This is a genomic window from Saccharothrix sp. NBAS 001, assembly GCF_056640475.1.
In genome coordinates this window covers 6,719,285-6,741,912 of sequence record NZ_CM153251.1, presented here as the reverse complement: position 1 = coordinate 6,741,912, position 22,628 = coordinate 6,719,285, and the positions used below count along the sequence as shown (strand labels likewise).

General features: G+C 69.6%; 20 protein-coding genes. 13 read left to right on the top strand and 7 right to left on the bottom strand.

Annotated features, from left to right (window positions below; translation table 11 throughout):
- Positions 1 to 19 precede the first annotated feature (19 nt).
- The gene (locus AC0HI0_RS28935; protein WP_480926662.1) at positions 20 to 1,213 is read right to left on the bottom strand and encodes a hypothetical protein; all 1,194 of its coding nucleotides are present in this window, start codon (positions 1,211 to 1,213) and stop codon (positions 20 to 22) included.
- A 270-nt stretch (positions 1,214 to 1,483) separates the two neighbouring features.
- Here AC0HI0_RS28935 and AC0HI0_RS28930 point away from each other — a divergent pair, with 270 nt between their 5' ends.
- A complete protein-coding gene (locus tag AC0HI0_RS28930) occupies positions 1,484 to 1,675 on the top strand; it encodes a hypothetical protein (RefSeq protein WP_480926661.1) in 192 nt (63 codons plus the stop codon).
- Positions 1,676 to 2,239: 564 nt separating this feature from the next.
- Complete coding sequence (locus AC0HI0_RS28925) at positions 2,240 to 2,500, top strand: helix-turn-helix domain-containing protein (protein ID WP_480926660.1); 261 nt, start codon at positions 2,240 to 2,242, stop codon at positions 2,498 to 2,500.
- Here AC0HI0_RS28925 and AC0HI0_RS28920 read toward each other — a convergent pair whose 3' ends face one another.
- On the bottom strand, positions 2,501 to 2,800 hold the full coding sequence (locus AC0HI0_RS28920) for a hypothetical protein (RefSeq protein WP_480926659.1): 300 nt from the start codon (positions 2,798 to 2,800) through the stop codon (positions 2,501 to 2,503).
- 283 nt (positions 2,801 to 3,083) lie between these two features.
- Here AC0HI0_RS28920 and AC0HI0_RS28915 point away from each other — a divergent pair, with 283 nt between their 5' ends.
- The 8 genes from AC0HI0_RS28915 to AC0HI0_RS28880 all read left to right on the top strand — a co-directional run bounded on the left by AC0HI0_RS28915 (position 3,084) and on the right by AC0HI0_RS28880 (position 10,279).
- Positions 3,084 to 3,590 (top strand): hypothetical protein, encoded by a 507-nt coding sequence (locus AC0HI0_RS28915; RefSeq protein ID WP_480926658.1) that lies wholly within the window; start codon positions 3,084 to 3,086, stop codon positions 3,588 to 3,590.
- Between the two features lie 384 nt (positions 3,591 to 3,974).
- Complete coding sequence (locus tag AC0HI0_RS28910; RefSeq protein ID WP_480926657.1) at positions 3,975 to 5,456, top strand: ParB/RepB/Spo0J family partition protein; 1,482 nt, start codon at positions 3,975 to 3,977, stop codon at positions 5,454 to 5,456.
- Positions 5,457 to 5,534: 78 nt separating this feature from the next.
- On the top strand, positions 5,535 to 6,527 hold the full coding sequence (locus AC0HI0_RS28905; RefSeq protein WP_480926656.1) for a DUF932 domain-containing protein: 993 nt from the start codon (positions 5,535 to 5,537) through the stop codon (positions 6,525 to 6,527).
- Positions 6,528 to 6,604: 77 nt separating this feature from the next.
- Entirely contained in the window at positions 6,605 to 7,078 is a 474-nt protein-coding gene (locus tag AC0HI0_RS28900) for a hypothetical protein (protein ID WP_480926655.1), read from the top strand.
- Entirely contained in the window at positions 7,075 to 7,641 is a 567-nt protein-coding gene (locus AC0HI0_RS28895; protein WP_480926654.1) for a hypothetical protein, read from the top strand. The genes AC0HI0_RS28900 and AC0HI0_RS28895 overlap by 4 nt, the downstream gene beginning before the upstream one ends.
- 4 nt (positions 7,642 to 7,645) lie before the next feature.
- The gene (locus tag AC0HI0_RS28890) at positions 7,646 to 8,482 is read left to right on the top strand and encodes a bifunctional DNA primase/polymerase (RefSeq protein WP_480926653.1); all 837 of its coding nucleotides are present in this window, start codon (positions 7,646 to 7,648) and stop codon (positions 8,480 to 8,482) included.
- 281 nt (positions 8,483 to 8,763) lie between these two features.
- Positions 8,764 to 9,870 carry a DUF4192 domain-containing protein gene (locus tag AC0HI0_RS28885; protein ID WP_480926652.1) on the top strand — a complete coding sequence of 369 codons (1,107 nt, stop codon included), beginning with the start codon at positions 8,764 to 8,766 and terminating at the stop codon, positions 9,868 to 9,870.
- 1 nt (position 9,871) lies between these two features.
- Entirely contained in the window at positions 9,872 to 10,279 is a 408-nt protein-coding gene (locus AC0HI0_RS28880) for a single-stranded DNA-binding protein (RefSeq protein ID WP_480926651.1), read from the top strand.
- Between the two features lie 317 nt (positions 10,280 to 10,596).
- On the opposite strand, the gene AC0HI0_RS28875 is transcribed toward AC0HI0_RS28880, so the two are convergent.
- Entirely contained in the window at positions 10,597 to 10,917 is a 321-nt protein-coding gene (locus AC0HI0_RS28875) for a hypothetical protein (RefSeq protein WP_480926650.1), read from the bottom strand.
- Positions 10,918 to 11,509: 592 nt separating this feature from the next.
- Between AC0HI0_RS28875 and AC0HI0_RS28870 the strand changes: the two genes are divergently transcribed.
- Positions 11,510 to 12,511 (top strand): hypothetical protein, encoded by a 1,002-nt coding sequence (locus AC0HI0_RS28870; protein WP_480926649.1) that lies wholly within the window; start codon positions 11,510 to 11,512, stop codon positions 12,509 to 12,511.
- A 246-nt stretch (positions 12,512 to 12,757) separates the two neighbouring features.
- Here the strand turns inward: AC0HI0_RS28870 and AC0HI0_RS28865 are convergent, their stop codons facing one another.
- On the bottom strand, positions 12,758 to 13,069 hold the full coding sequence (locus AC0HI0_RS28865; RefSeq protein WP_480926648.1) for a hypothetical protein: 312 nt from the start codon (positions 13,067 to 13,069) through the stop codon (positions 12,758 to 12,760).
- Between the two features lie 237 nt (positions 13,070 to 13,306).
- Here AC0HI0_RS28865 and mobF point away from each other — a divergent pair, with 237 nt between their 5' ends.
- The gene (gene mobF / locus AC0HI0_RS28860; protein ID WP_480926647.1) at positions 13,307 to 17,665 is read left to right on the top strand and encodes a MobF family relaxase; all 4,359 of its coding nucleotides are present in this window, start codon (positions 13,307 to 13,309) and stop codon (positions 17,663 to 17,665) included.
- A gap of 515 nt (positions 17,666 to 18,180) precedes the next feature.
- A complete protein-coding gene (locus tag AC0HI0_RS28855; protein WP_480926646.1) occupies positions 18,181 to 18,384 on the top strand; it encodes a hypothetical protein in 204 nt (67 codons plus the stop codon).
- A 585-nt stretch (positions 18,385 to 18,969) separates the two neighbouring features.
- Here the strand turns inward: AC0HI0_RS28855 and AC0HI0_RS28850 are convergent.
- From AC0HI0_RS28850 to AC0HI0_RS28840, 3 genes are read right to left on the bottom strand one after another with little or no spacing between them, the layout of a single operon-like run.
- On the bottom strand, positions 18,970 to 19,554 hold the full coding sequence (locus AC0HI0_RS28850; RefSeq protein ID WP_480926645.1) for a DUF4913 domain-containing protein: 585 nt from the start codon (positions 19,552 to 19,554) through the stop codon (positions 18,970 to 18,972).
- Positions 19,551 to 21,314, bottom strand: a complete 1,764-nt coding sequence (locus AC0HI0_RS28845; protein ID WP_480926644.1) for a type IV secretory system conjugative DNA transfer family protein — start codon at positions 21,312 to 21,314, stop codon at positions 19,551 to 19,553. Before AC0HI0_RS28845 ends, AC0HI0_RS28850 begins: the two co-directional genes overlap by 4 nt.
- On the bottom strand, positions 21,311 to 22,621 hold the full coding sequence (locus tag AC0HI0_RS28840; protein ID WP_480926643.1) for a hypothetical protein: 1,311 nt from the start codon (positions 22,619 to 22,621) through the stop codon (positions 21,311 to 21,313). The genes AC0HI0_RS28845 and AC0HI0_RS28840 overlap by 4 nt, the downstream gene beginning before the upstream one ends.
- Between the last annotated feature and the right edge of the window lie 7 nt (positions 22,622 to 22,628).

The window sequence follows — 22,628 nt, the reverse complement described above, 5'->3', positions numbered from 1 at the left end:
TGCGAAGCCGCTGCTCTGATCAGGAAGGGTCTGGGGCGGCGCGGATGTAGTGCGCGATCAGTTTTGCGCTCATCGCTCGCATCATCTGCACCGTTCTGTGCTTGAACTGGTGGTCCGGTGGCCTTCCTGCGTACACCGTGGCGTATGTCCCTGCGCCCGTTGTGCGTTCGCCGGCATGGAGAAGTCCTTCGTGCGCGGTCTTCGATCTGAGGGTGTACACGGCCGAGAGTTCCCTGACCTCCTGTTTTGAGGCAACCAGTTCGAGTGAGGCTTCGAATCTGGCGGTCGCGCCCATGTGTGCGGTGCAGGCGTCGCAGCAGTTGCAGATCTCCAGGGGTCGTAGTTTGGCTCCGAGCCCTTCGATCACTCCCACGTAGGCCAACATTGCATACGAGGGTGAGACCGCCTCCAGGGCGATGCCGTTGTGGTAGGCGCTCAGTGCCGTGAGCAGTGAGTTATCCTCGCTCACCCTGTCGAAGGCCCGTGCAAGGCGTTCGGAGATCTTTACCTCCTCGACTCTGCCTACGTCCGGAATCGACCCGACGAATTGGTCGATGCGCGATGGCGGAATGCTGCGTCCTTCGCACGGGCCGAACTGAGGTGACTGTCGAAGCTGCCAGTTCGTGCCCAGAGCCAGTGACAGCAGGGAACAGAGCAGGTTCAGGTCGTGTGCCGCTCGGAGCGACACGTCTTCCCAGTTGAACCCTGGTGCTGTTCCTTCGACGAACACCGGGTAGGAGTGGCTGAGGGAGTAGCCGCTCAGTGACGGGAGCTCCGTGCTGCTGACTGCTTCCCGGAACTGGGAGGTGGCCTGGTGGATTCTCATGCCGCCGACGGAAGCGGGGGAGGTGAGTAGCTGCACGCCGCGTGGTTGTTGGCCCACCACGCCGATGATCGCGTGCCATTGGACGATCTGCTGGCGTTCGGTGAGCCGTTCGATCCCCTCCATGAGCGCGTCGACCCACGGCCGGGTCTGGCTGACGATCGCCGACTCGTCGGCGACGGCGACGCGGTAGCCCGAGCTGGCGGGGACGACCAGCAACTCCGACGTGACGCTCGTGGAGTCGGTGCCGTATCGGCCGTGTAGGTACGGCACCTCGGGAGTGGGCAGTTCCTGGCTGTAGGTGAACACCTCGGCGTTGTGGTCGCGTGTCAAGGCTGCTGACACGTAGCGCATGAGCCTGTCGCCGTCCGAGCCCCAGTCGATGTCCACTCGGTCGAGGCTGATCTCGACATGCGTACGTCGGCCGGAATTCACGACAACGATTTTCGCACGGCTCCCTCGAAGAGCCGCACAGATATACGACCGGTTCAGCGCCGGGCCATGGGTGTGGTCCCCCGTCGGCGCTGTGCGAGGGGCAGGAGACTCCGGTGTTCGGCGCTCACGGCTGAGGGCGCTAAGCAACTGGCTGTCGTCGTCCGAAGCCTCAACGGGTGGACGACTGTCGCAACACCTACATGCGCTACCCGATCGACCGAAGAGTTGAGCGACGCTCTCGTCAATGGTCTTGGGGTCCGACCACACTTCGCACTCGCCGATGAAGATCTTGCGATCGTCGACCCACACGAGGAGGCTGGCCTTGCCGGTGCCGTTGAACAGTTCGCCGACGGCGTCGCCCTCGAACGGGGCATTCTACCCGACCAGGAGGAGATCGCGGATCTCCTCCTCCTGTAGCGACAGCGGCTGGCGAAGCGAGCTTGTCGGGTGGTCGGTGGGGGAGGTCTGTCCGGTCGGGGTGCGCGATGAGCAGTGCGCGGGCCTTGGTGGTGCGTTGTGGTGGTGGGGGCAGTGCCACTGGGGTGTGGGGTGGATCGGTGGCCCGGTCCGATGGGTGTTCCGGGGTCGGTTTTAGGTTGTCGGGGCGGTGTAGATGCCGCGCTTCCGCAGGTCTGCGGTGGCGTTCGCGAGGGTCTGGTTCACGTGGGCCGAGGATTCGAAGGGGCTGTCGACCAGGTGGTTTTGGGGTAGATCGGCTGTTCGCAGATCTTGCGGAAGTTCTCAGTGCGCATGAGCGGTAGTTGGTGATCGTGATGGCGACGGCCTCGTTCCGGTAGCGGCGTAGTGCCTCGATGTCGATGATCGCGGAGGCGGCTGCGTTCGATTCGGCGGGGGCGGACCGCAATGTTGCTGTTCACCCGTTCTCGCGGCTGGCGGACCGGGCCGCCGGCCGTCGGATGGGAACTTTGACCACGGGATTCTCGGAGTCCACAATGGAGTTCTGAGACCGGAGGTGCGCTGATGGCGTTGAACGGCTCCGACACTGGCAGGCCAGGGTTTGTGTCTTCTGCTCGGTTTTACACGGTGGCCGAGGCGGCGGCGCTGCTCCGCATGTCCTCGATGACTCTCTACCGTGCGATCGAAGCGGGACAGTTTCCCGCCGTCCGGATCCGGACGAGGATCGTCATTCCGGCGCGGGCGGTCGAGGAGATGGTCGAGCGGGCCCTCGCGGATGGCTGCTGTGTCAACGCTGTCGCGTGGGTGCCCGGCACAGTGGCGTGACTATGACCGCCCGGTCTTCCGATGGGCGAGAAGTGCTTGGTAGGGCCGGTCGTCGAGTTCGGCGCGGGCGCTCGCCGGATGCGTGGTGCTCAGTCGCCAGTGAAGGCAGGGGTCGGGGCTGGTGGCGCACGCGGTGCAGATGATGTCGACCGTGCCGTTGTGGACGGTCGCGCGGTAGCCGGTGGCGGCCAGGCTGTGTTTCCGTTGCCGGCAGGTGCCGGGCAGGATCGCGATCCGGGTGTTGGTGCTGTCGATCCTGTGACGCAGTGCGCCGTCCGGTTGCCGTGATGTCGAGTCCACGCCAGGCAACCTAGCACTTGACTCGAACATCTGTTCGATCCGTCGTTGATTCGGTTGTGTGGCCACGGTGCGTCGTCGGGTCGCGACATCGCGCGGAAGTGTTGCGGTACGGGGGAATCGTCGTGTCGGTGAACGGGGCGGGCCAGGCTGCCCGACGGCCGGTCGCGGGTCAACCGCGTAGGGCGTGCGGTGTGACCCGCTCGCGGTCGTCGGGCGGCCGGTCCGCGCCCCTTCCCCGACACGACGCGGGCACGTCAGGCCGGAGCCTGGCGGGAGGGCCGTCGTGTCCGTTCGACAGGAGTTCGTCATGGTGGTGACCGCGGCGGTGGCTGTGTTGGTGTTCTTCGACGGCCGGGATGTGCGGGTCAGTGTGCACGCGGACCGGGACGCGGCGGTGGCGGCGTTGGCCGGGTGTGTGCGTCGTCGGTGGGAGCCGGTCGCCTTCCGGCTCGACGGTGTCGGGCACGACGGCCTGTCCGACCGCGAGGTGGTGCAGTTGTGGTTCGCCACGGTGAACGAGGGCAAGCCGGCGGGCGCCGTGGACCGGGCGCGGTGGTTGGTCGAGTCGCAGTCGGTGGAGTTGGACATGGTGGCGGTGGTGCTGCCGCGTGCGCGCGTGTGTGAGCTGGCGGAGGACACGCGTGGTGTGCGGGTGGAGTGGTATCGGGCGCTCAACGGGTCGTCGGCGCAGACCCCGCACGAGGCGGGTCGGGGGATGGCGGAGATCCTGCGGCGGTGCCGGCGCGTGTTCGCGCGGGCCGTCAGGGCGGACTCCGTGCACCGACGTTGACACAGGGGCGCTGTGAGCGACCGACTGTCTGTCTACATCGGATAGTTTGTCGCGTCGGTGGTGGTCGCGGTGCCCGGTCCGGGCGGGGCTGGTGATCGTGGGTGACGGCGGGGTCGGTGTCAAACCGCGGCGGGGTGCCGGGTTCTGCTGTGTCCTCCCTTCGGTCGGGCAGAACCCGGTACCCCGCTGGTGCGGTTGGACACCGGCCCCGTCGCCACCCGGGTCGATCGGGCCCCGCCCGGACACGGACCCCGCGACCTGTTGGGTCGGTGTCGGGCGGGCTGGGATCCGCCGGAGTGACGTGGCGAACCGGATTTCCCATGTACGGGAACGGGTTTGTTGCGTGCGTTGTCCGGCGGTCGTGTCTACCGGAGGGATGTTGTCGTGACCGCCCAGTTGTGGAGTAACACGCGTTTCGAGTTGGTGGACCCGCGCACGTTGTTGATGGATCGGAATTCCCGCACGATCGGTGACATCGAGGCGGAGAAACCTGACCTGTGCGCGAGCATCCGCAAGCACGGTGTCCGGATCCCGGTCGTCGTCCGGCCGACCGGCGAGGGCCGGTTCCGGGTGCAGGATGGGCACTGCCGCACGATCATCACGGCCTCGCTGCCCGGCGACGACCACGTCGTCCCGGCGATCGTCACCGAGTCCGAGGACGAGGAGCAGTGGGCGTGGCTGCGGGACCAGTGGCTGGCCAACGAGGTCCGCAGCGGCTACGACAGTGTCGACGCGGCGCGGATCTTCGAGGAGCTCACGCTGTTCGGGCTCACCGCGGACCAGGTCGCGGACGAGTTGGGCGTGGACGTCGGGACGGTGGAGGCCGGGCTGCGGACCCGGCGCAGCGACAAGGCCACCGGGACGTTGCGGGCCCATCCGCAGCTCTCGCTGCTCCAGGCCGCCGAGCTGGCCGAGTTCGAGGGCGACGAGGACGCCTACCGCGACCTGACCGAGACCCTGGACACCGATCCGGCCGGGCTGGACCACGCGCTGGCCGAGTGGCGGCTGACCTACGAGCTGCGCGCCGCCAGCGAGGAGCTGGCCGGGCGGTTGCGCGAGTCCGGGGTCGAAGTCGTCGGCGACCACGCCCCGGTCGGGGCGTTGCGGCTGGACCGGTTGTACCGCAGCCGCAAGGACAGGGTCCGGTTGGACGGCGAGGACTCCGGCCACGAGTCGTGCCCGGGGCACGCGGCCTACGTCACGACCAACACCGTCGAGGGTGTCGCGACCGCGGTCTATGTCTGTCGGGACTGGGCCTCCCACGGCCATGTCGAGACGTGGAGCGTGAACCCGACCGTGGCGAAGTCGGAGGAGTGGTCGCCGGAGCGCAAGGCCGCGCACGCGCGGGTGTTGCGCAACAACAAGGTGTGGCGGGCCGCCGAGACCGTCCGCCACGCCGCGCTCCGCAAGCTTCTGGCCGGTGGACCGCCGCGTGCGGCGGGGCAGTTCATCGCGCGCAGCTTGGTGGAGGGCGATCGTGAGTTGCGGCGGGCGATGGAGCGCCATCACGGCTTCGCCTGCCGCCTGCTCGGCCTCAAAGAACCCAAGCCGGGCGGGAAGAACCCCCTGGTCGCCAGGTTGGGCAAGGCGACCGCGGATCAGGCGACGATGGTCAGTCTCGCGGTCCTGTTGGCCGCGTTCGAGGCCTCCACGAGTACGGAGACGTGGCGCAACCCGACGGCGGAGCAGAAGCGGTACTTCGCCGCGCTGGCCAAGTGGGGTGTGCGCCTGCACTGGGTCGAACAGCTGGTCAACGACCCCGAGGCCGACGCGCACCTTGCCGTCGACACCGACCTGACCGACCTCGACCCGGCCGAGACCGAACCGGAGGTCGACGGGCCCGACGGCGGCGACCAAGCCGCCTGACCCCTCCTGAAGACGACGAGGACGTGGCCGACTTCCCCCGGCCACGTCCTCGTCCCCATGCACGAAAGGACAAACACCATGTTCGACCACACCCCGACCCATACCGACCACATCGTGCCCAGCGCGCGTCGCGCCAGTGCCTGGGAGGCCGTGGGGACCGCGGTGGCCCGTCGTGGCGACGCGTTGGAGGCGATGCGCGCGGCCGGGTTGACCGGCTGGGACATCCGCAAGGTCGCTCAGACCGGGATGGACGTGACCCCGTCGGGCGTGACGGTTGTGGACAACCCCGACCAGGTCATGCTCGTGCGCACCGACCCGCGCACCGGCACGACCCGCTACCTGAGTTCGGTGGGCAAGGGCTACGGCGTCACGCAGAACGAGGACCAGGCCGCGGTCCTGGACACCCTGGTCGCCGAGTCCGGCGCGTTCGGCCTGGCTCATGTCGGGTCGATGGACGACGGGCGGCGCACGTTCGCGACGATGAGGCTGCCCGCGACGATGAGCATCGGCGGGGTGGACCGGGTCGAGCTGTACCTGGCGGTGTTCGACTCGCACGACGGCAGCGCGGCGTTCCGGGTGTGCGCGGTCCCGTTCCGGCCGGTGTGCGCGAACCAGCTCGGGTTGGCGGTGGCGACGGCGGTGTCGTCGGTGGAGATCCGGCACACCCGACGCTCGCGGATCGACGTGGGCGAGATCCGCGCGAAGCTCGGCGTGCTCCACCACTACGCCGACGAGTTCGACACGGCCGCGAACAGGTTGCTGGACACCTCCCTGACCACTGCGCAGTTCCGGGAGCTGGTCGAGACGGTGTGGCCGGTGGACGAGCGCACCGCGCCGCCACGCGCCCGCGCCAACGCCGAACGCCGCCGCGGCACGCTGCTGCGGTTGTGGACCGACGCACCCACGCAGGCCGGTATCCGCGGCACGAGTTGGGCGGGTGTGCAGGCGGTCACCGAGTACCTGGACCACTTCGCGCCCGCCGCCTCACCGCTGGTCCGCGCCCAGCGGGCGTTGACCAGCGGCACCGTCGCGCGCCGCAAGCAGCACGCGTTCGACCTGCTCACCGCCTGAGCACCCTGTCCCGGCCCCGCCGCCTTCGTGGTCGCGGGGGCGGGGGCTTTCCGAGATCGCTGTCCGAGGGAGTCGTTATGTCCGTGTTCGTCGTGCCCATGGCCCATATCGACCTGCTGGTCAACGCCGGCCTGCACTACTGCCTGCTCGACAACGCCGCGAGCGCGGGTGAGATCGGGGCGATGTTGTGGGCCGAGAACTACCGCAGCGTCAACCGCCACTACCGGGAGGCCAACGAGCCGCCCCGCTACCTCGCCACCCTCCACACCCCTTACCGATTCCACCCCGTCGCCGTCCTCAAAGCCATCGACGGCTACCTGCACCAGCTCCTCGACCCGCCGGACTCCCCACCCACCTGGGCCGTGGCGTGGTGCCGTGCGCTGCGGGTCGCCGTCGAAACCGACGTAGCGCCCGACGACCGGTCGATGATCGTCGGGATGACCGGGACACCGGTCCCGGCCTACCAGCGGTTCGCCGTGTACGCGCGGGCGCCGTGGCGGGTCGGGTCGCTGGACGACGTGCCCCTCACCGACCGGCCGATGCCGCGATGACCGCCGACACCGATCCAACGTCCCGGCTCCTCGCCGAATCGACCACTGCTCTGGCCGGCATGTCGTCCCAGTGGGAGTGGGCCGAGGACGAGGTCGACGCGGCGGCCCACCGGCATCCCGCCGACGCCGACTTGGTGCACCACGGCTTCGGGCTTCTCGCCCCGACCCACGAATCCATGGCGACCGAGTTCGTCCTGCGGTCGCACTGCCGCGAACTCCTGGACCGCGTGGTTGCCGGCCGGGACACCCGACCGGCCACTGCGGCCGAGATCTGCTGCGCTTGTGCCGAAGCCGGCCGGCATGGCCCGTTGACGACCACGGCGGCCGGTCTCTACTTCCGCATGTGGGCCACGGCCTTCCCCGCACAGCCCGTGGTCGGCGACCGGTTGGCGCACTACGAGGCCCTCTACGGACCCGCCATCGACGACCTGGAGGCCGCCTTGCGGCACAAGCTCGCCGTCCTCGGCCGGGTCCTCGGCGAGGTCACGTGCGCGGGCCGCCACCACCTCGTTCCGGTCCGTTGCCGCTACGCCATGTCCGGCCGCCCGGAAGCCCGGGGGTGACGTCGTGGACGGTTTGTGGCAGGCGGTGTGCGCCGCCGCGCGGCGTGGGTGGCCGGTGTTCCCGACGGTCGCCGGGTCGAAGCGGCCGGCGGTGGCGGACTGGGAGCGGTGGGCGAGCACCGACCCGGACCGCCTGACCGTGTGGTGGGCGCACTCGGCGTGGTCCAACCCCGCCATCGCGACCGGCCCGGCCGGCCTGGTCGTACTCGACCTGGACGACCCCGTCCACCACGGGAGTCCGGGAGGGGAGCACGGCGCGCGGGTGCTGGAACGACTCACCGGCGGCCGGGCGCCGGAGACGTTCACCGTGCGGACGCCGAACAACGGCCTGCACCTGTATTTCACCGCCCCGGACGGGGTGGTGTTGCACAACAGCGCGTCGAGGCTGGGGCCGTCGGTGGACACCCGTGCCCACGGTGGCTACGTCTTGGCCGCCGGATCCGTTACCCCCGGCGGCCGCTACGAGATCGAGGCCGACACCGCCGTACTGCCACTGCCACACCAACTCCTGGACGCGCTGACACCCCTGCCTCCGGTCGACACCGCCGTCGTGATCACCGGCGCGGACGCCGACGCCTATCTGCGGGCGGCGTTGGCCGGTGAGGTCCGCAGGGTTGTGGAGGCGGTGCCCGGCACCCGTCGGGTGTCGCTGTTGCGCGCCGCCGCGCGGATGGGACGACTGGCGGGACTGTCCGACGCAGTGATCGTGACCGCGTTGCGGGAAGCCTCCGACCGTCACCTCGCGGACGGTGCGTACAGCCTGGTGGAACGCGAACGCGCCATCGCCGACGGCATCCGATGGGGACGACAGCACCCCCGCCGGATCACCTCCACCCGCTGAACCCCTCAGGGCCCAAGGCAAAGGGGAGGGGAGCGGCAACAGGGTGTCGTGTCCGCCGCCCGCCTGGTTCTACAGGTCCGGGGTGGTCGCCGCAAACAAACAGCGTTTGCCCGACCACCCCGGACCTGTGCCCGAACCCCAGGCGGCGGGCACGACACCGGGCCACCGCCGAGAAGCAGCCGAGCAGGGGGCAGGACAACCAGGCAGACCCGGGACCCCTCGGGTCCACACAGGACTCCAGCGCCCCCTCGCCCGGCATCCGACCGGAGAGGTGATCCGTCATGACCGACGACCAGTCCGTCCCCGCAGGGGGCGAGCCGCACGACCCGATCCCCGACCGCATCCCGTTGACCGATCCCGGGAAGGTCGTCGCCGCGCTGCCGCACCTGCTGGGGTTCTACCCGGCCGACTCGCTGGTCCTGCTCGCCCAGGAGGGCGACGCGATCGGGGTCACGCTGCGCGTCGACCTGCTCGACGCGCACCACGACCGCCGGGTCGCCGCCGGGTTGGCGGACGAGCTGGCCCGCCACGACCCCACCCTGGTGGTGTGCGTGGTCGTCGGCGACGACCTGGACGGGACCGGTGTCGGGGCCCGGGCCCCGCTGGCCGCACACCTCGCCGCGGAGCTCGGGGCCTACGGCGTGCACACGCACGTCTACGGAGTACCCCGGGTCGCCCCCGGCGAGCGCTGGTTCGTCTACGGCGCCACCGGCCGGGTCCCGGACTCCTACGGCTCCCTGATGCACGCGCTGTCGGTGTCCCGAGGCCTCGTCGTCCAGCCGAGCCGGGAAGCCCTCGCCGCGACCCTGGCACCCGACCCCGACGAGACCCTCGCCCGCCGCGCGCGGCTGATCAACGAGTTCCTCGACGCCCGCAACGCGCGGGACACGCCCGACGACATCGAGGCCGCCTACCAGGCGGTCCGCCGCCAGGTCGACCGGGCGGTCGACCGGGTCGAGCCGCTGACCGACGCGGAGATCGTCGAACTCGGCGTCGCCCTGGCCGACTCCTGGGTACGCGACCGGTGCATGGCCCTGGCCATCGGCGAGCGGGCCGGTGCCGCCGAACGCCTGTGGACCGACCTGGTCCGCGCACTCCCGGCACCCGAGTGCGCCCAACCCGCCTCGCTGTTGGCGGTCTTCGCCTACATCCGCGGCGACGGCCCCGTCGCGTCGTTCGCGCTCGACCACGCGCTCGACGCCGACCCCGACCACCGCCTGGCCACCCTGGTCAACCAAGCCCTGGAGCAGGGGGTGCCGCCACAGGCCATGCGCGGGCTCGCCCAACGGTGCGCCGGACTCCGCCACACCACCACCACCACGGACACCGCCGCTGCGGGCACCGGCGACGACCCCACATCCAGCAACACGTCCGGCGAGGAGAACTGACATGGCCGGCGAGACCACCCTGACCGTCATCGGCAACCTCACCGGCGACCCGGAGCTGAGGTTCACCCAGTCCGGCGCGTCGGTCGCCAACTTCACCATCGCCTCCACCCCGCGCACCTTCGACCGCCAATCCGGCCAATGGCGCGACGGCGACACCCTGTTCCTGCGCTGCACCGCCTGGAACCAGCTCGCCGACCACGTCACCCAGTCCCTCGCCCGCGGCACCCGCGTCATCGCCCAAGGCCGGTTGCGGCAACGCTCCTACGACAAGGACGGCGAGAAGCGCACCGTGCTCGAACTCGACATCGACGACATCGGCCCCACCTTGCGCTACGCCACCGCGACCGTCACCAAACCCGGCGGCACACCCACAACCGAGGCACCGGAGCCCGCCGGGATCCCGTCCTAGCAACCGTCTGCCGAGGGCGGCTACCGGTCGACGTGGGCCGCATTTTCCCGCGGCCCACGTCGACCACCCGGCCGAAACACATCCGGCGGCGCCACCGTCGATCCCGATACAGTCCCGTTCGGGAGACCCGCGGTCCGGGGCTGATACGGATCCCGTCCGCGACCGTCTCCGCGTGCCGAGGCGGTCTTGACGGAATCGTCCGCTCCGGCGGACGGGTGGCCTTTCGGGGCTTCCGCCCCGCACGCCCGGGACGGCCGGCCCAGGTCGGTCGTCCCGGCCCTCCCTGCGACCACCCGCCCCGCGTTGTCGGCGCGATCTCACCGGATTTCCACGTCGACCCCGTACCACTCCCGCAACGCCGTGGCGAGTTCCTCGCCTGCGTAACGAGGCACTTGACCCTGCCACCACGGGAGACCCGTGCGCACCGGCTCCGGGACCAACAGCGCGCGGAACCGCTCGTCGATCCCGGCCAGCCGCTCCTCCATCCACTCCAGCCAGCCCTCGGAGGAACGCGCACCCTCCAGCGCATCGCGTACGCGCAGATCGAAGTAGTACTCGTTGACGTGGTCGTGGTAGGAGTCCTCCACGAACCCGACGAACTGCTCCCACTCGTCCAACGCGCTGTTCAGCACATGCATCGCGTGACGCCCCATCCCCCCGTGGGAATCGTCGGCGGACACTCCGCGCGCTCCCGCAGCCGATGATGTCAACCGCGACCACCCCGCTCAACCGGGTTCGAGCTGTCGCATCCGCATCCTCCGATCCGCAAGACCCGGAACGCGACAGCCGCTGGGCAGGACAGGCGGCTCGCCCACCTCCGAGGATTTCGGGAGGGGCGGCGCAGTGTGCGGGCCGGCCCCGCCCCGTCAAATCGCTGTCCGGAACAATTTCAACCCGCACAAAATCCGCGGGGACCCCCCACCCCACGGATTTTGCTGAAATTCTCCCGGCCATCCCGCGCGATTTGACAGAACGACCCCGACCCTCGGACAGGCAAGAGCGGGCAGGCCAGAGGCCTGCCCTCGATGACGCGCCGCCCCACCCGAAACCCTCTCCCGTCGTGGTGCGGAAAGTAGCAATACGCGACCCGAGAATTACCCATTCGGGGGTCGATCGACTACCCGTATTCGTTGTGCGCGGATTATTCCGGCGATACCATGAAATGGTAGGAAGTCGCCGGGAACGTCAAGCCCGGCACAACTCGAATCCGTATCGGGAGAGTGGACCGTCATGGCCGAGAAAACAGGTTTCACCGAATGCCTGGTCGACATCGCCGACGCCGTGCGCGCCGGAGACGTCCCCAGGGCGAAGCTCCACGCCGGCCGCCTGCTGGGCGAACTCGACCAGCACACCTTCGACATCGTCGCGGACTGCGTGAACACCATCGAGCGCTACCCCGATCGTGCCGAGGTCCACCTGCGCGCCCGCTGGAAGGCCGCCGACGACGACGACGACCGGGCCGTGATCGCCACGTTCGGCACGGCCTACCTCCAACGCCGCCCCGCACCCACCGAGCCGGCCCGCCGCCCCATCCGCGACACCGCACCCCGCGACGAGCACACCGAACTGCGCCCCGAGGCCCGCCGCACCCTCACCCCCGCCCGCCGCGCCGACCTCCGCGACGAGAACCGGCACGACGGGCTCATGGCCGCCTACGAGCCGCGCGCCGGGGTGGACGACGAACCACCACGGGACGACACCGTCTACGCCAGCGGCCTGGACTACGACGCCGCCGCCGTACCAGCGCTGCGCGGCACCCCGTGCGTGCGGTGCTGGCTCGAACGCGCACCCCTGGACCACGACCCGGCCAGTGACGACGGGCTGTGCGGAGACTGCCGGGACAAAGGCCGACCCGGCATCCCGCCCCTGCCCGCTGGCCACAGCCGCGCCGATGCCGTCGAAGCGCGCTGCGCGTTCCTCACCGCCACCTACCCGTGCGCGCGGGCACTGCTGGCCCGCTGGTGGAAGACCCACGCCACCCCCGCCGACCGCGCCGTGATCACCGACTGGGTCCGCCGCAACCCGATCCCGATCCCGATCCCGACCCCGACCGCAGTCGCCCCGCACCGGCCCGCCGAGCCGCGCACCGACGAAACCGACCCGACACCAGCCGCCGACCCCACCGCCGCCGAGCAGACGACCTGCGCCCAGTGCGGAGACCCGCTCGACACCACCAGCACCGGCCTGTGCTCCGACTGTCGCGAGGTCGAACAGATGATCACCGCCGACTGACACCCCCGCATACCGGTGGCGCACCCCCGTGGCGCGCCACCGGTATGCGGCACCGCCCAGACCGGGTGACCGGTGCCGACGACGGCCGCCGCCCTCGCATACCCACCCACCCGCCCTGGCGGGCCGGCCGCAGCCGGCCGGCATCGAGCCGCGCCGCTCGTCCCTCACGGACCCGGCACAGCACCCCCGTCGCGAGGTACCACGGGTTCCCGCGTGCCGCCGGCGACCAGACCCCCACCACACCGCTCACGTCCCGCCCTGCGATCCGTCCGTGCCCGCCGGGGGAGCCTGCTGCGCCAACGACTTCAACGCCCGCACCCGGCCCACGTCCACCCCGAGCAACACGGCGACGTCCTCGACCGGTTCGCCCAACCTCAGCAGTTCGGCCACCGCCGCCGCTGACGCGCACTCGTGCCGCCGACGGAACTCCTCGTGCTCGTAGAACACCTCCGCCAGCCGGTTCACCCGATTCTCGTGCTCCCGCAACGCTTCCCGCCGCCGGACCCGAGCCTCCCGGGCCCGCCGCCGCGCCGCAATCCTCGCCGAAGTTCCCGCCATCACCCCACGCTAAGCACCCACCCCGCCCACAACCCCACCCCCACCCCCGATTCACGGATTCCCACCCCGCCAGGCCTCCTCACTCCATCCGAACCTCGACACCAGCACTCCCGCACCTCGGTCGCACACCGAACACGAGACACCTCTGGCACTCCGCAGTGCGCGGCCCACCCACCGACCCGTGAAACCACCGCCAGAACAACGACTTCCCCGACCCCGGCCGCCTAGCGTCCGGGCATGATGGCGCTCAAGGTGCTGCACGCCGGCGACGGCTACACCTACCTGCTGCGCCAGGTCGCCACCGGCGACACCCCACGCCAGGGCCGCGACCCGCTCACCGCCTACTACCACGCCGAAGGCAACCCGCCAGGCCAGTGGATCGGCACCGGCACCACCGCCCTCGGCGTGCACGGCGACGTCCGCGAAGAACAGATGCAGGCCCTCTACGGAGAACGCCTCCACCCCGACGCCAACACCCTCGTCGCCACCGCCGTCGCCCAAGGCCACAGCATCACCAGCGCCCTCGCCGGCGTCCGACTGGGCCGCCGACTCGCCCAATACGACAACGACATCCCGCTCATCGCCGAACTCCAAGCCGCCTACAAGCGGTTCGAACACACCCACCAACGCCGCCCCGACATCCAGGAACGACGCGACATCAAGGAACAGGTCGCCGCCGCCCTGCTGTCCCTGCGCGACCCGAACCGGGCCTGGACCACCGCCGAGATCCGCACTTACCTCACCGACGAACTCGGCCGCGCACGCCAACCCGTCTCCGGCTTCGACCTCGTCTTCAGCCAACCCACCAAAACCGCCGACATCCTCTGGGCGCTCGGCGACCACCACACCCGCACCGCCCTGGAACACGCCCACCACGACGCCGTCCGCGCCGCCATCGCCTACCTCGAAGCCGAAGCCGCGTTCAGCCGCGCCGGCAAAGCCGGCATCGCCCAGATCGACACCACCGGCCTGATCGCCACCGCGTTCACCCACCGCGAGTCCCGCGCCGGGGACCCCAACCTGCACACCCACGTCGCCGTCGCCAACGTCGCCCTGTGCGCCGACGGCAGGTGGCGCACCCTGGACTCACGCCAACTCCACCACGCCGCCGTCTCGGCCTCCGAGGTCTACAACGCCGCCTGGGAACGCGGCGTCACCCGCCGCCTCGACGTCGCCTGGACCACCACCCCACGCGGCCCCGGCAAACGCCCCCTGCGCGACATCGCCGGCATCCCACCTGAGTGGGTCGCCGGGTTCTCCCAACGCCGCACCCAGGTCGAAGCCGTCTACGACCAACTCCTCGCCCGCTACGTCCGGACCCACCGCGCCACCCCGCCCCGCAGCGTCCAGTTGAAACTCGCCCAACAGGCCGCCACCACCGACCGACCCGACAAACCCGGGCTGCGGAGCCTGCGCGACCAACTCGCCGACTGGACCCACCGCGCCCACCAACTGCGCCCGGACCTCGACATCCCCACCGTCATCCGCGCCGCCGTCACCGCTGCCACCCCGACCACCACACCCGACCGGGTCGACATCGCCGCGTTGTCGGCGACCGTGGTCAACGCGGTCTCCGAACGGCGGGCGACCTGGACCGTCTACCACGTCCGCGCGGAAGCTGAACGACGCCTGCGCGGCCTTCGGACCACCGACGAACACCAGCACGCCGCGCTGCGCGAAGCCGTCGTCCACCACGCCCTGGAGCACGACTCGGTCAAGCTCGACATCACCCCGGACCCCACACCCGTCATGCTGCAACGCGCCGACGGCGAATCCGTCCTACGCCGCAGAGGGTTCGCCCGCTACACCAGCAACGCCATCCTCGACGCCGAACAACGCCTCGTCGACGCCGCCCGCACCTACCACGGCCCCACCATCACCGACAAGGTCCTGAACAAGGTCCTCCGACGCCTCGACCGCAAGACCAAGGGCCACAACAGGATCACCCTCAACCCCGGCCAACGCGACCTCGTCCGCGCCTTCGTCACCACAGGCAAGGCCCTCACCGTCGCGATCGGACCACCCGGAACCGGCAAGAGCACCGCCATGCGCGCCGTCGCCGAAGCCTGGCACACCACCGGCGGACGCGTCATCGGACTAGCCCCCTCCGCAGCCGCCGCCGGCGTCCTGGGCGACATGCTCGGCATCCCCGCCGACACCATCCACAGCCTCGTCACCGCCCACCGTCACCACCAACCCGTCGACGTCCGGCACGGCGACATGCTCCTGGTCGACGAGGCCGGCATGGCCGGAACCCTCATGCTCGACCACATCCGCGCCCTCGCCGCCCACCGCGGCGCCGTGGTCCGACTGGTTGGCGACTACCGCCAACTCGCCGCCGTCGAAGCAGGCGGCGTCCTGCGCCTCATCCACACCGAAACCGGCGGCGTCGAACTCACCGAAGTCCACCGCTTCCGCGACCCCGCCGAAGCCCGCGCAGTCCTCCAGGTCCGCGTCGGGGATGCCCGCGCCATCGCCTGGTACACCACACACAAACGACTCCACGGAGGCCCCCAAGCCGCCGTACTCGACCAGCTCTACACCGCCTGGCGAGCAGACCGCGCCAACGACCACGCCACCATCATGTCCTCCGACACCAACGACATCGTCGCCGAACTCTCCGCCCGCGCCCAAACCGAACTCCGCGCCACCGGCCACGTCGACCCCACCGGAATACCACTCCGTGACGGCAACCACGCCGGCCGCGGCGACACCATCGTCACCCGCCTCAACCGCCGAGACCTACGCCCCCGCCTCACCGACCACGTCAAAAACGGCGACCTCTGGACCGTCCACCACGTCAACCCCGACGGCAGCCTCACCGCCCGCCACCTCAAACACAAAGGCACCATCACCCTGCCCGCCCACTACGTCACCCACTTCGTCGAACTCGGCTACGCCGCCACCATCCACCGCACCCAAGGCCTCAACGTCGACACCGCCCACGCCCACCTCTCACCCCACGCCACCCGCCAACTCGCCACCGTCGCCCTCTCCCGAGGAACCGATCGCAACCACCTCTACCTCGACACCACCCCCGTCCTCGCCCCCGACGAACCCCCAGTCCTCCCCGGAGACCTCTACTACCGCCACCGCGAAACCACACCCGGCATCGCCGCCTTCGCCACCATCCTCGCTAACGACGGCACCGAGATAACCGCCACCGAAACCCGACGGGAAGCACGAGAACTCCCACACCGGCTCGACCAACAGGTCCCCGAGTACGAACACGCCCTCCTGCTCTACCACGGCACCGACCCCGACACCCAAGCAGAACAGTGGGTCGAACAAGCCCTCCCCAGCCTCGCCGACACGATCCTCGCCGACGACGCCTGGCACGCACTCCTGGCCGTCCTCCACGAAATCCACGACATCGGCCACGACCCCGCCGAAACCCTGGCCGAACGCGCCGCCACCCGCGAACTCGACACCGCCGAGAGCCTCGCGAAAGTCCTCCACCACCGCCTCACCGAACACCTCGACGAACTCGCGCCAGTACCCCTCTCCGCAACCGATCCCGACAGCCCGACCCCCGCGTGGCTACCTCCACTGCCTGCCGAACCGGCTCAGGACGACCAGCACGCCGAGCTCCTCCACTGGCTGCGCGACAAGCACGAGTCCATCGCCCGCCGCATCCACCAACTCGCCGATCGGGCCCTGCGGACACAGCCACCGTGGCTGGACAACCTCGACCCGCGCCACCTGCACCTCGCCGGCCAGATCGCCGCATACCGGGAACGTTGGAACATCCCCGACACCGACCCCGTCCCCCTCGGCCCACCCGCACGCGGAACCCGCCAACGCGCCCGGAACTGGCTGGAAACCCTGATCGACACCCCGTTGCACACCACACAACCGGTCAACGTGCCGGCCGGTTCGCCTGCACCCGCCGTCACCGGGATGAAGTCCGCGCGGGAGTTGCAACGCGAGATCGAACGCGCGGCCATCGACCACCTCGACCACCAAGCGGCCCTGTGGGTCCACCAGGCCATGCCGACGGAAGCGCATCGGGTTCTCGCCGAACCGGCGTGGCCCGCCCTCGCTCGACGCCTGCACCACGTCCACGACACGGGCACCGATCCGGCCGCCGCGCTCGCCACCGCCCGCGCCACACGGCAGATTCGCACCGCTGAATCCCTGACGAAGGTGCTGCACCACCGGCTACGTGGAGACGTGCCGAACTCCCCACCACCGAAGCCCACGTCGCCCGCGACCGCCCAACTGGCAGACGGAGCGCGCACGATGCGCGACCGCCTCACCGAACTCGGCAGGAACCTGCACCCGACCGACGACATCCCCATGGCCCCGCCATCCGTGGCCGGTCCCGCTCCCGAGCCGGACACGACCACCAACGCACTTACTCCGGGAAAGGACTTCTTCGACCAGTTGACCGACGCCTGCACCGCCTACCTGGCACACATAGACCGCCAAGCCGACGCCCGGACACAGGCTGGTCTCTCCACGTTGAGAAACCGGGCGTCCAGGCTGGTCACCACGCTGAACCGTCGGAGAGGCAAACAGCAGGAACCCGACGCGCATCGGCACTCCCGGACACAACCCGCCCAGTCCCACGAAGGACCTCGGCTCACGCCTTAACGCCCCACGGCCGATGCTGGGCCGCAGCCCGCCGGGTCGACCCGTAGGCATCCATGCGCACCGTGGCCCGGTCGATCCACCCCGACACCGCCGCCGCGCCACCAGAACTGCGCGTGGCCGGGTGTAAAGCCAAGGGGGACCTGCGTACCCACCTCCGCGCCCGAAAGCGCTGAGCGAAGCAGGCAGAGCACCGACCCGTCCGAGTAGGGCAGCACTACGCGCGCCTCTCTTCCCGAATCGATGGAACTGGTTCGTACCACGTCCACGGCGAAGACCCGTGAACGCCTTGGCGTTGTCGCAACGCCGCTTCGATGCCGTCTCCGAGCGCCGAACCGCCTAATCTGAACGGGTGATTCTGGCACCCGGAGACTCTGCCTGATGTGGGCTCAAAGACTCTTTGACCTGCATGTACGAGAATAGAGTATTACTCCAGTAATATATGACTGACTTTCCGGTAAGTAGGTTGGTCGAGCGGTGGCTTTGGCGGGGGCGGTGGATTCGATAGTGTCCGGGCCATGACCGAGACACCTCCGTCGAACGAGGAACAGTCGAACGAGTCGCAACGGAACCTTCGGGAAGAACTCCGCGACCTCAGGCACGAATTGGACCTGGTCAAAATCGAGCTAAAAACCGTGAAGCGCGCGATCAGGGATCTTGGCGACCGGATCACGTACTGGTTCAGGGGAGGCGGACCGCCGAACGGTGCGCCCACCCGGTGACGCACCCGCACCGGGCCGGTCACCACCACTACAGCCGGGCCGCCCAAGTCATCACAAACGGTCCTTCCGCGTGGCGGGCCGCCTTGTCCCGGTGGCCGCACTCGATCGACTGGGCCACCGGGCCGACCGGTCGCACCGTGTAGTCAAGGTCCCCGTGGGTGATCTCTATCGAGGCGTGCCGGACTCGATTTGCTCCAGCGGGTTCGCTTCGGTGCCCTGCGCGATGCGGCGCGCTTCGGCGTTGAGCGCGTCGGCCACCTCCGGCGGGTAGGCCGGGCCACTCCATCAATCCGCGTTTGTAGAGCTCGGCCACTGCATACACCTCCGTTGGCTCTTAGGCACACGGCCATGACGCCCGCGCTACTAAGGTCAGCCGTTTTGAACAAGCTCTACTTGCATAGCAACTCATTTTGTCCGGTAGGGGAAGTGAATGCTTAGTCACAATGGAGAATGATCTGTGCACATTACTCCCCGTTCAATTTGGGCGAGTGGCGCGGTGCACGTCGAGAGCCTGCATTGCGTGACACCTCCCGGTGCTGGAATGGCCGGACCCCTGCACGGCAGATTCGACTACTCCTGAGTCAGTCAAGGGCGGTTGTCTGTGGATCGGCGCGCATCGGTGTCGAGTGCGATGTGTTGCGCGAGTTGGGTTTCGTGCTCGTACGCGCGCCCGTCGGCGTCGAGGAACGCTTCGTCGGTGACGGCCTGCCATGGGGTGTGTTGGTCTTTGTCGATGCAGCGGCGGAGTGGGGTGTTGGTGTCGGTGAGGCGGTGGAGGGTGGGCCAGAGGTAGTGGTGGCGGTAGGTGATGAGGGCGGTGGTGGGTTCGGTGGGGTGGTGGTAGGCGTCTTGCCAGGCGGCGAGGAGGGCGGTGAGGTCTTCGACGGTGCGGGGGTGGTGGTGCCAGCAGGGTGGGATGTGGTGGGGGTGGGTGAGTTCTTCTCGGGTGTTGAGGTGGTGGACGAAGTGGTCGAGTTGGTGCCAGAGGGTGGTGGCGCGTTCGGTGTCGAGGTGTTCCCAGGACCAGCCGCCTGGTTCGGTGCGGTCCACGGCCGGGCGGAGGACTTCGAACGCATCGACGAGGTGTTTGACGGTGTCGGTGAGTTCGAGGTGTCGGGTGCGTAGTTCGGCGAGGGCTCGGGAGAGCTCCGCAGGGCTGGGGTTGGTCATGACGTGATGCGTCCCATGCGCTGCTCCGCCTGCTGTTTGAGCGATTGCAGGTGGTGGGCGTCGGCGCGCTCGAACCAGGCGTCGAGGTGGACCACGGTGGCGGGGGTGTTGCGGTAGAGCAGGAGCGCCTGCCCGTCGGGCAGGGTGCGGAGCTGGTCCACGCGCAGTGCTTTCTCCCAGGTGTAGCTGGTGGAGCGGGTGCGCCGGAATTCGCCGGTGCTGGCGCTGGTCTGGAGTGTGTGGGTGTCGCCGACGAGGCGGGAGAGGTCGTCGAGGGTGTCGGCTTCGGCGACGCCGCCGAGGATGAGCCTGGTGGTGACGGAGTTCCAGATTTCTCTGGTTTGGTCTTTGCCCCAGCGGCGTTGGAGTTGGCCGAGTCCTTGGCAGGCGAGGATCATGTGGATGCCGCGTCCGCCGGAGTCGGAGACGAGTTGTCCGAGGTTTTCGGGGGCGGCGACGTTGCCGATCTCGTCCCATGCGCAGCGTAGGGGCGGGTCGAGGCGTCCGTCGGGGTAGTGGGTGGCCAGGCGTTTGGCTTGGTGGTGGACGTGCAGGGCGAGGGCTGAGGCGAGTGGTCCGGCGGAGCCGACGCCGCCTTCGCTGATGATGTAGAGGGTTCCTTGGGAGCGTAGGAAGTCGTGGACGTCGAATTCCTGGCCGGCGCGTGGGGAGCAGGCGTCGAGGAGTCCGGGTGAGTTGAGCGGGTCGAGGACGAGGTTGAGGGTTTGGGCGATGCCGCCGAGCATTTCGCCGGCGGTGTTGGTGGTGAGGTCGCGCAGGGTGTGGGCCCAGTGGGCGCTGGTGGGGGAGTGGCGGAGGATGGTGGCGGGTTCGTCGTCGGTCCAGCGTGATGCCCAGGTGAGGATGTCGCGCATGGTTTTGCCGGTGAGGGCTGCGGCGTGGAGCCAGGCGCGGAGGACGCGGGCGGCGGAGTCGGTGAAGAAGCCGGCGTTGGTGGTGCCGTCCATGGGTCGGGCGGCGACGAGTTCGCGGGCGCGTCGGATGGCTTCGTCGGGGTCGTGGCAGCCGGTGACGGGGTTCCAGCGCATCGGGGTGGGCCAGCCGGTGACGTTCTCCGGGTCGAACACGTGGACGCGGCCGACCTGTTCGCGGATGCCGATGGTGGCGGCGAGGACGTCGCCTTTGGTGGAGGTGGTGACAACGGGGCCGGGTGCGTCCAGGACGCGGGGGATGATGCGGCGGTTGGTCTTGCCCTGTCGGGTGCCGACCATGACGAGTTCGGCGTCTTCGTGTTGGCCGTAGAGGTCGATGCGGTGGTGGACGGATCGTCCCATGTGGACGCCGATCTCGGACATCGGTTGGCGGGTTCCGCCGGTGAGTGAGGGTCGGGTGCGGGTGGCTCGTGCGCGGGCGGCGGTGGCTCCGAGGGTTCGGCGGAGTTGCCGTTTGGTGGCCAGGGTTCCTGTGTGCCGGCCGTAGCGCCCGACGGCGAGGGCCGTGGTGGTGACCGTGGCGAGCACCAGCAGTTCGACCAGGCCGGTGATGGTCCACCAGAGTGCGGGGTGGGAGTCGGGGTGGCCGAAGGCGTTGCCGGGGTGGGCGGGGTCGCGCAGGAGGGTGGCGGTGGCGCGTGCCCAGCCGGTGGTGCGCCAGGTCCAGCCGTGGCCGTCGAGCAGGGCGGTCAGTGCGCCGCCGGTGGCGAGGCCGGTCAGCAGACCGGTGGCGAGTACGGCGAGGAGCAGAGTCAGGGCGAGGGCGAGGAGTTGGTCGTCGCCATGGGGGTCGCGGCGGCCGGTCATGACACGGCACCTGGGTCGGTGTCGCGCATGGTCTGGTCGGTGTCGATGAGGGCCCATTCGTGTCCGCCGCGCAGGACGGTGTGGTCGACGAGGTAGGGGTGGTCGTTGATTTTCCAGAGGGCGGTGCCTTGTTCGAGGAGGGTGAGCAGGGTGGTCTGGGTGTCGTCGAGGTGGAGTTCGGTGGCGGTGGTGGTGAGTTGGTCGGAGCGTTGGCGGTAGAGGATGCGGGTGCCGCAGTCGGCGAGCAGGGCGCGGCCGTAGTGGGCGGATTCGGGGGTGCCGCCGAGTAGGTCGGTGATGCGGTGGCACAGGAGGAGGGTGGCGTTGCCGGTGGCGCGGGAGACTTTCTGGCCTGCGTTGGTGCGGGCCATGAGGGCGGGGAAGCCGGCGAGGCGCCAGGCTTCGTCGTAGACGGTGTAGCGGTGTCCGGGGTGGTGGGCGAAGGCCAGTTCGATGACGGCCTGGGTGGTGGCCATGACGAGGGCGACGGCGGTGTCGCTGGTCTTGACGCGGCTGATGTCGATGACGGTGGCGGTGTCGTGCCAGTCGAGTTGGTTGGTGGGGCGTGGGTCGTCGAGCAGGCCGGAGAGGCTGCCCTTGGTGAGGGCGCGGATCGCGAGGCCGATTTCGTGGGTGCGGTCGCGGAGGGTGGTCTGGTCGAGGTGGTGGTGTTCGGCCATCTCCGGGGTGGGGTCGAGGAGCAGGTCGACCAGGAGGCCGAGGTGGATGGGGCGCAGGCGGGTGAGGTCGCCGTTGACGTCGTGCCAGTGGGTGGCGGCGGTGAGGGCGGTTTCCAGGGCGGTGCGTTCGTCCATGGTCAGGGCGCGTTGGTCGGGGAGCAGGGTGCGGATCAGGGCGGCGAGGAGTTCTTCCCAGTGGGAGCGGACGATCGGCCACCACTGGTCGCTGGTGAGGTGGTCGGGTTTGGGTGGGAGGGCCAGGGCGTTGAGGCGTTCGGTCATGCCCGGTCCCAGCCGTAGTACCCGGCCGCCGAGGGCGTGGACGACGGGGACCCATTCGCCGCGGATGTCTCCGGGGACGGCGAAGCGGCGTCCGAAGGCGACGCCGCGGACGCAGAGGGATTTGGCGAGGGCGGATTTGCCGCTGCCGATGACGCCGGCGATGAAGATGCCGGCGTCGTGGAGCAGGCCGTGGGTGTAGAGCCGCCAGGGGTCGAAGCAGAACGGGCTGCCGGAGAAGCGTTCCTGCCCGATGTATGTGCCGATCGGCGGGAGTCCGGCTCCGGCCAGCCAGGGGAGGATGCCGCGTAGTTGGGCGGTGGACTCGACGTGCGCGGGCAGCCGCATCCGGTGC

Bases quoted from the DNA above. Each gene is read 5' to 3' on its own strand.
- AC0HI0_RS28840 (WP_480926643.1), bottom strand. From the start codon at position 22,621: ATGCGGCTGCCCGCGCACGTCGAGTCCACCGCCCAACTACGCGGCATC.
- AC0HI0_RS28850 (WP_480926645.1), bottom strand. From the start codon at position 19,554: ATGACCAACCCCAGCCCTGCGGAGCTCTCCCGAGCCCTCGCCGAACTA.
- AC0HI0_RS28855 (WP_480926646.1), top strand. From the start codon at position 18,181: ATGACCGAGACACCTCCGTCGAACGAGGAACAGTCGAACGAGTCGCAA.
- AC0HI0_RS28875 (WP_480926650.1), bottom strand. From the start codon at position 10,917: ATGCATGTGCTGAACAGCGCGTTGGACGAGTGGGAGCAGTTCGTCGGG.
- AC0HI0_RS28870 (WP_480926649.1), top strand. From the start codon at position 11,510: ATGGCCGAGAAAACAGGTTTCACCGAATGCCTGGTCGACATCGCCGAC.
- AC0HI0_RS28880 (WP_480926651.1), top strand. From the start codon at position 9,872: ATGGCCGGCGAGACCACCCTGACCGTCATCGGCAACCTCACCGGCGAC.
- AC0HI0_RS28845 (WP_480926644.1), bottom strand. From the start codon at position 21,314: ATGACCGGCCGCCGCGACCCCCATGGCGACGACCAACTCCTCGCCCTC.
- AC0HI0_RS28865 (WP_480926648.1), bottom strand. From the start codon at position 13,069: ATGGCGGGAACTTCGGCGAGGATTGCGGCGCGGCGGCGGGCCCGGGAG.
- AC0HI0_RS28900 (WP_480926655.1), top strand. From the start codon at position 6,605: ATGTCCGTGTTCGTCGTGCCCATGGCCCATATCGACCTGCTGGTCAAC.
- AC0HI0_RS28925 (WP_480926660.1), top strand. From the start codon at position 2,240: ATGGCGTTGAACGGCTCCGACACTGGCAGGCCAGGGTTTGTGTCTTCT.
- AC0HI0_RS28905 (WP_480926656.1), top strand. From the start codon at position 5,535: ATGTTCGACCACACCCCGACCCATACCGACCACATCGTGCCCAGCGCG.
- AC0HI0_RS28885 (WP_480926652.1), top strand. From the start codon at position 8,764: ATGACCGACGACCAGTCCGTCCCCGCAGGGGGCGAGCCGCACGACCCG.
- mobF (WP_480926647.1), top strand. From the start codon at position 13,307: ATGATGGCGCTCAAGGTGCTGCACGCCGGCGACGGCTACACCTACCTG.
- AC0HI0_RS28895 (WP_480926654.1), top strand. From the start codon at position 7,075: ATGACCGCCGACACCGATCCAACGTCCCGGCTCCTCGCCGAATCGACC.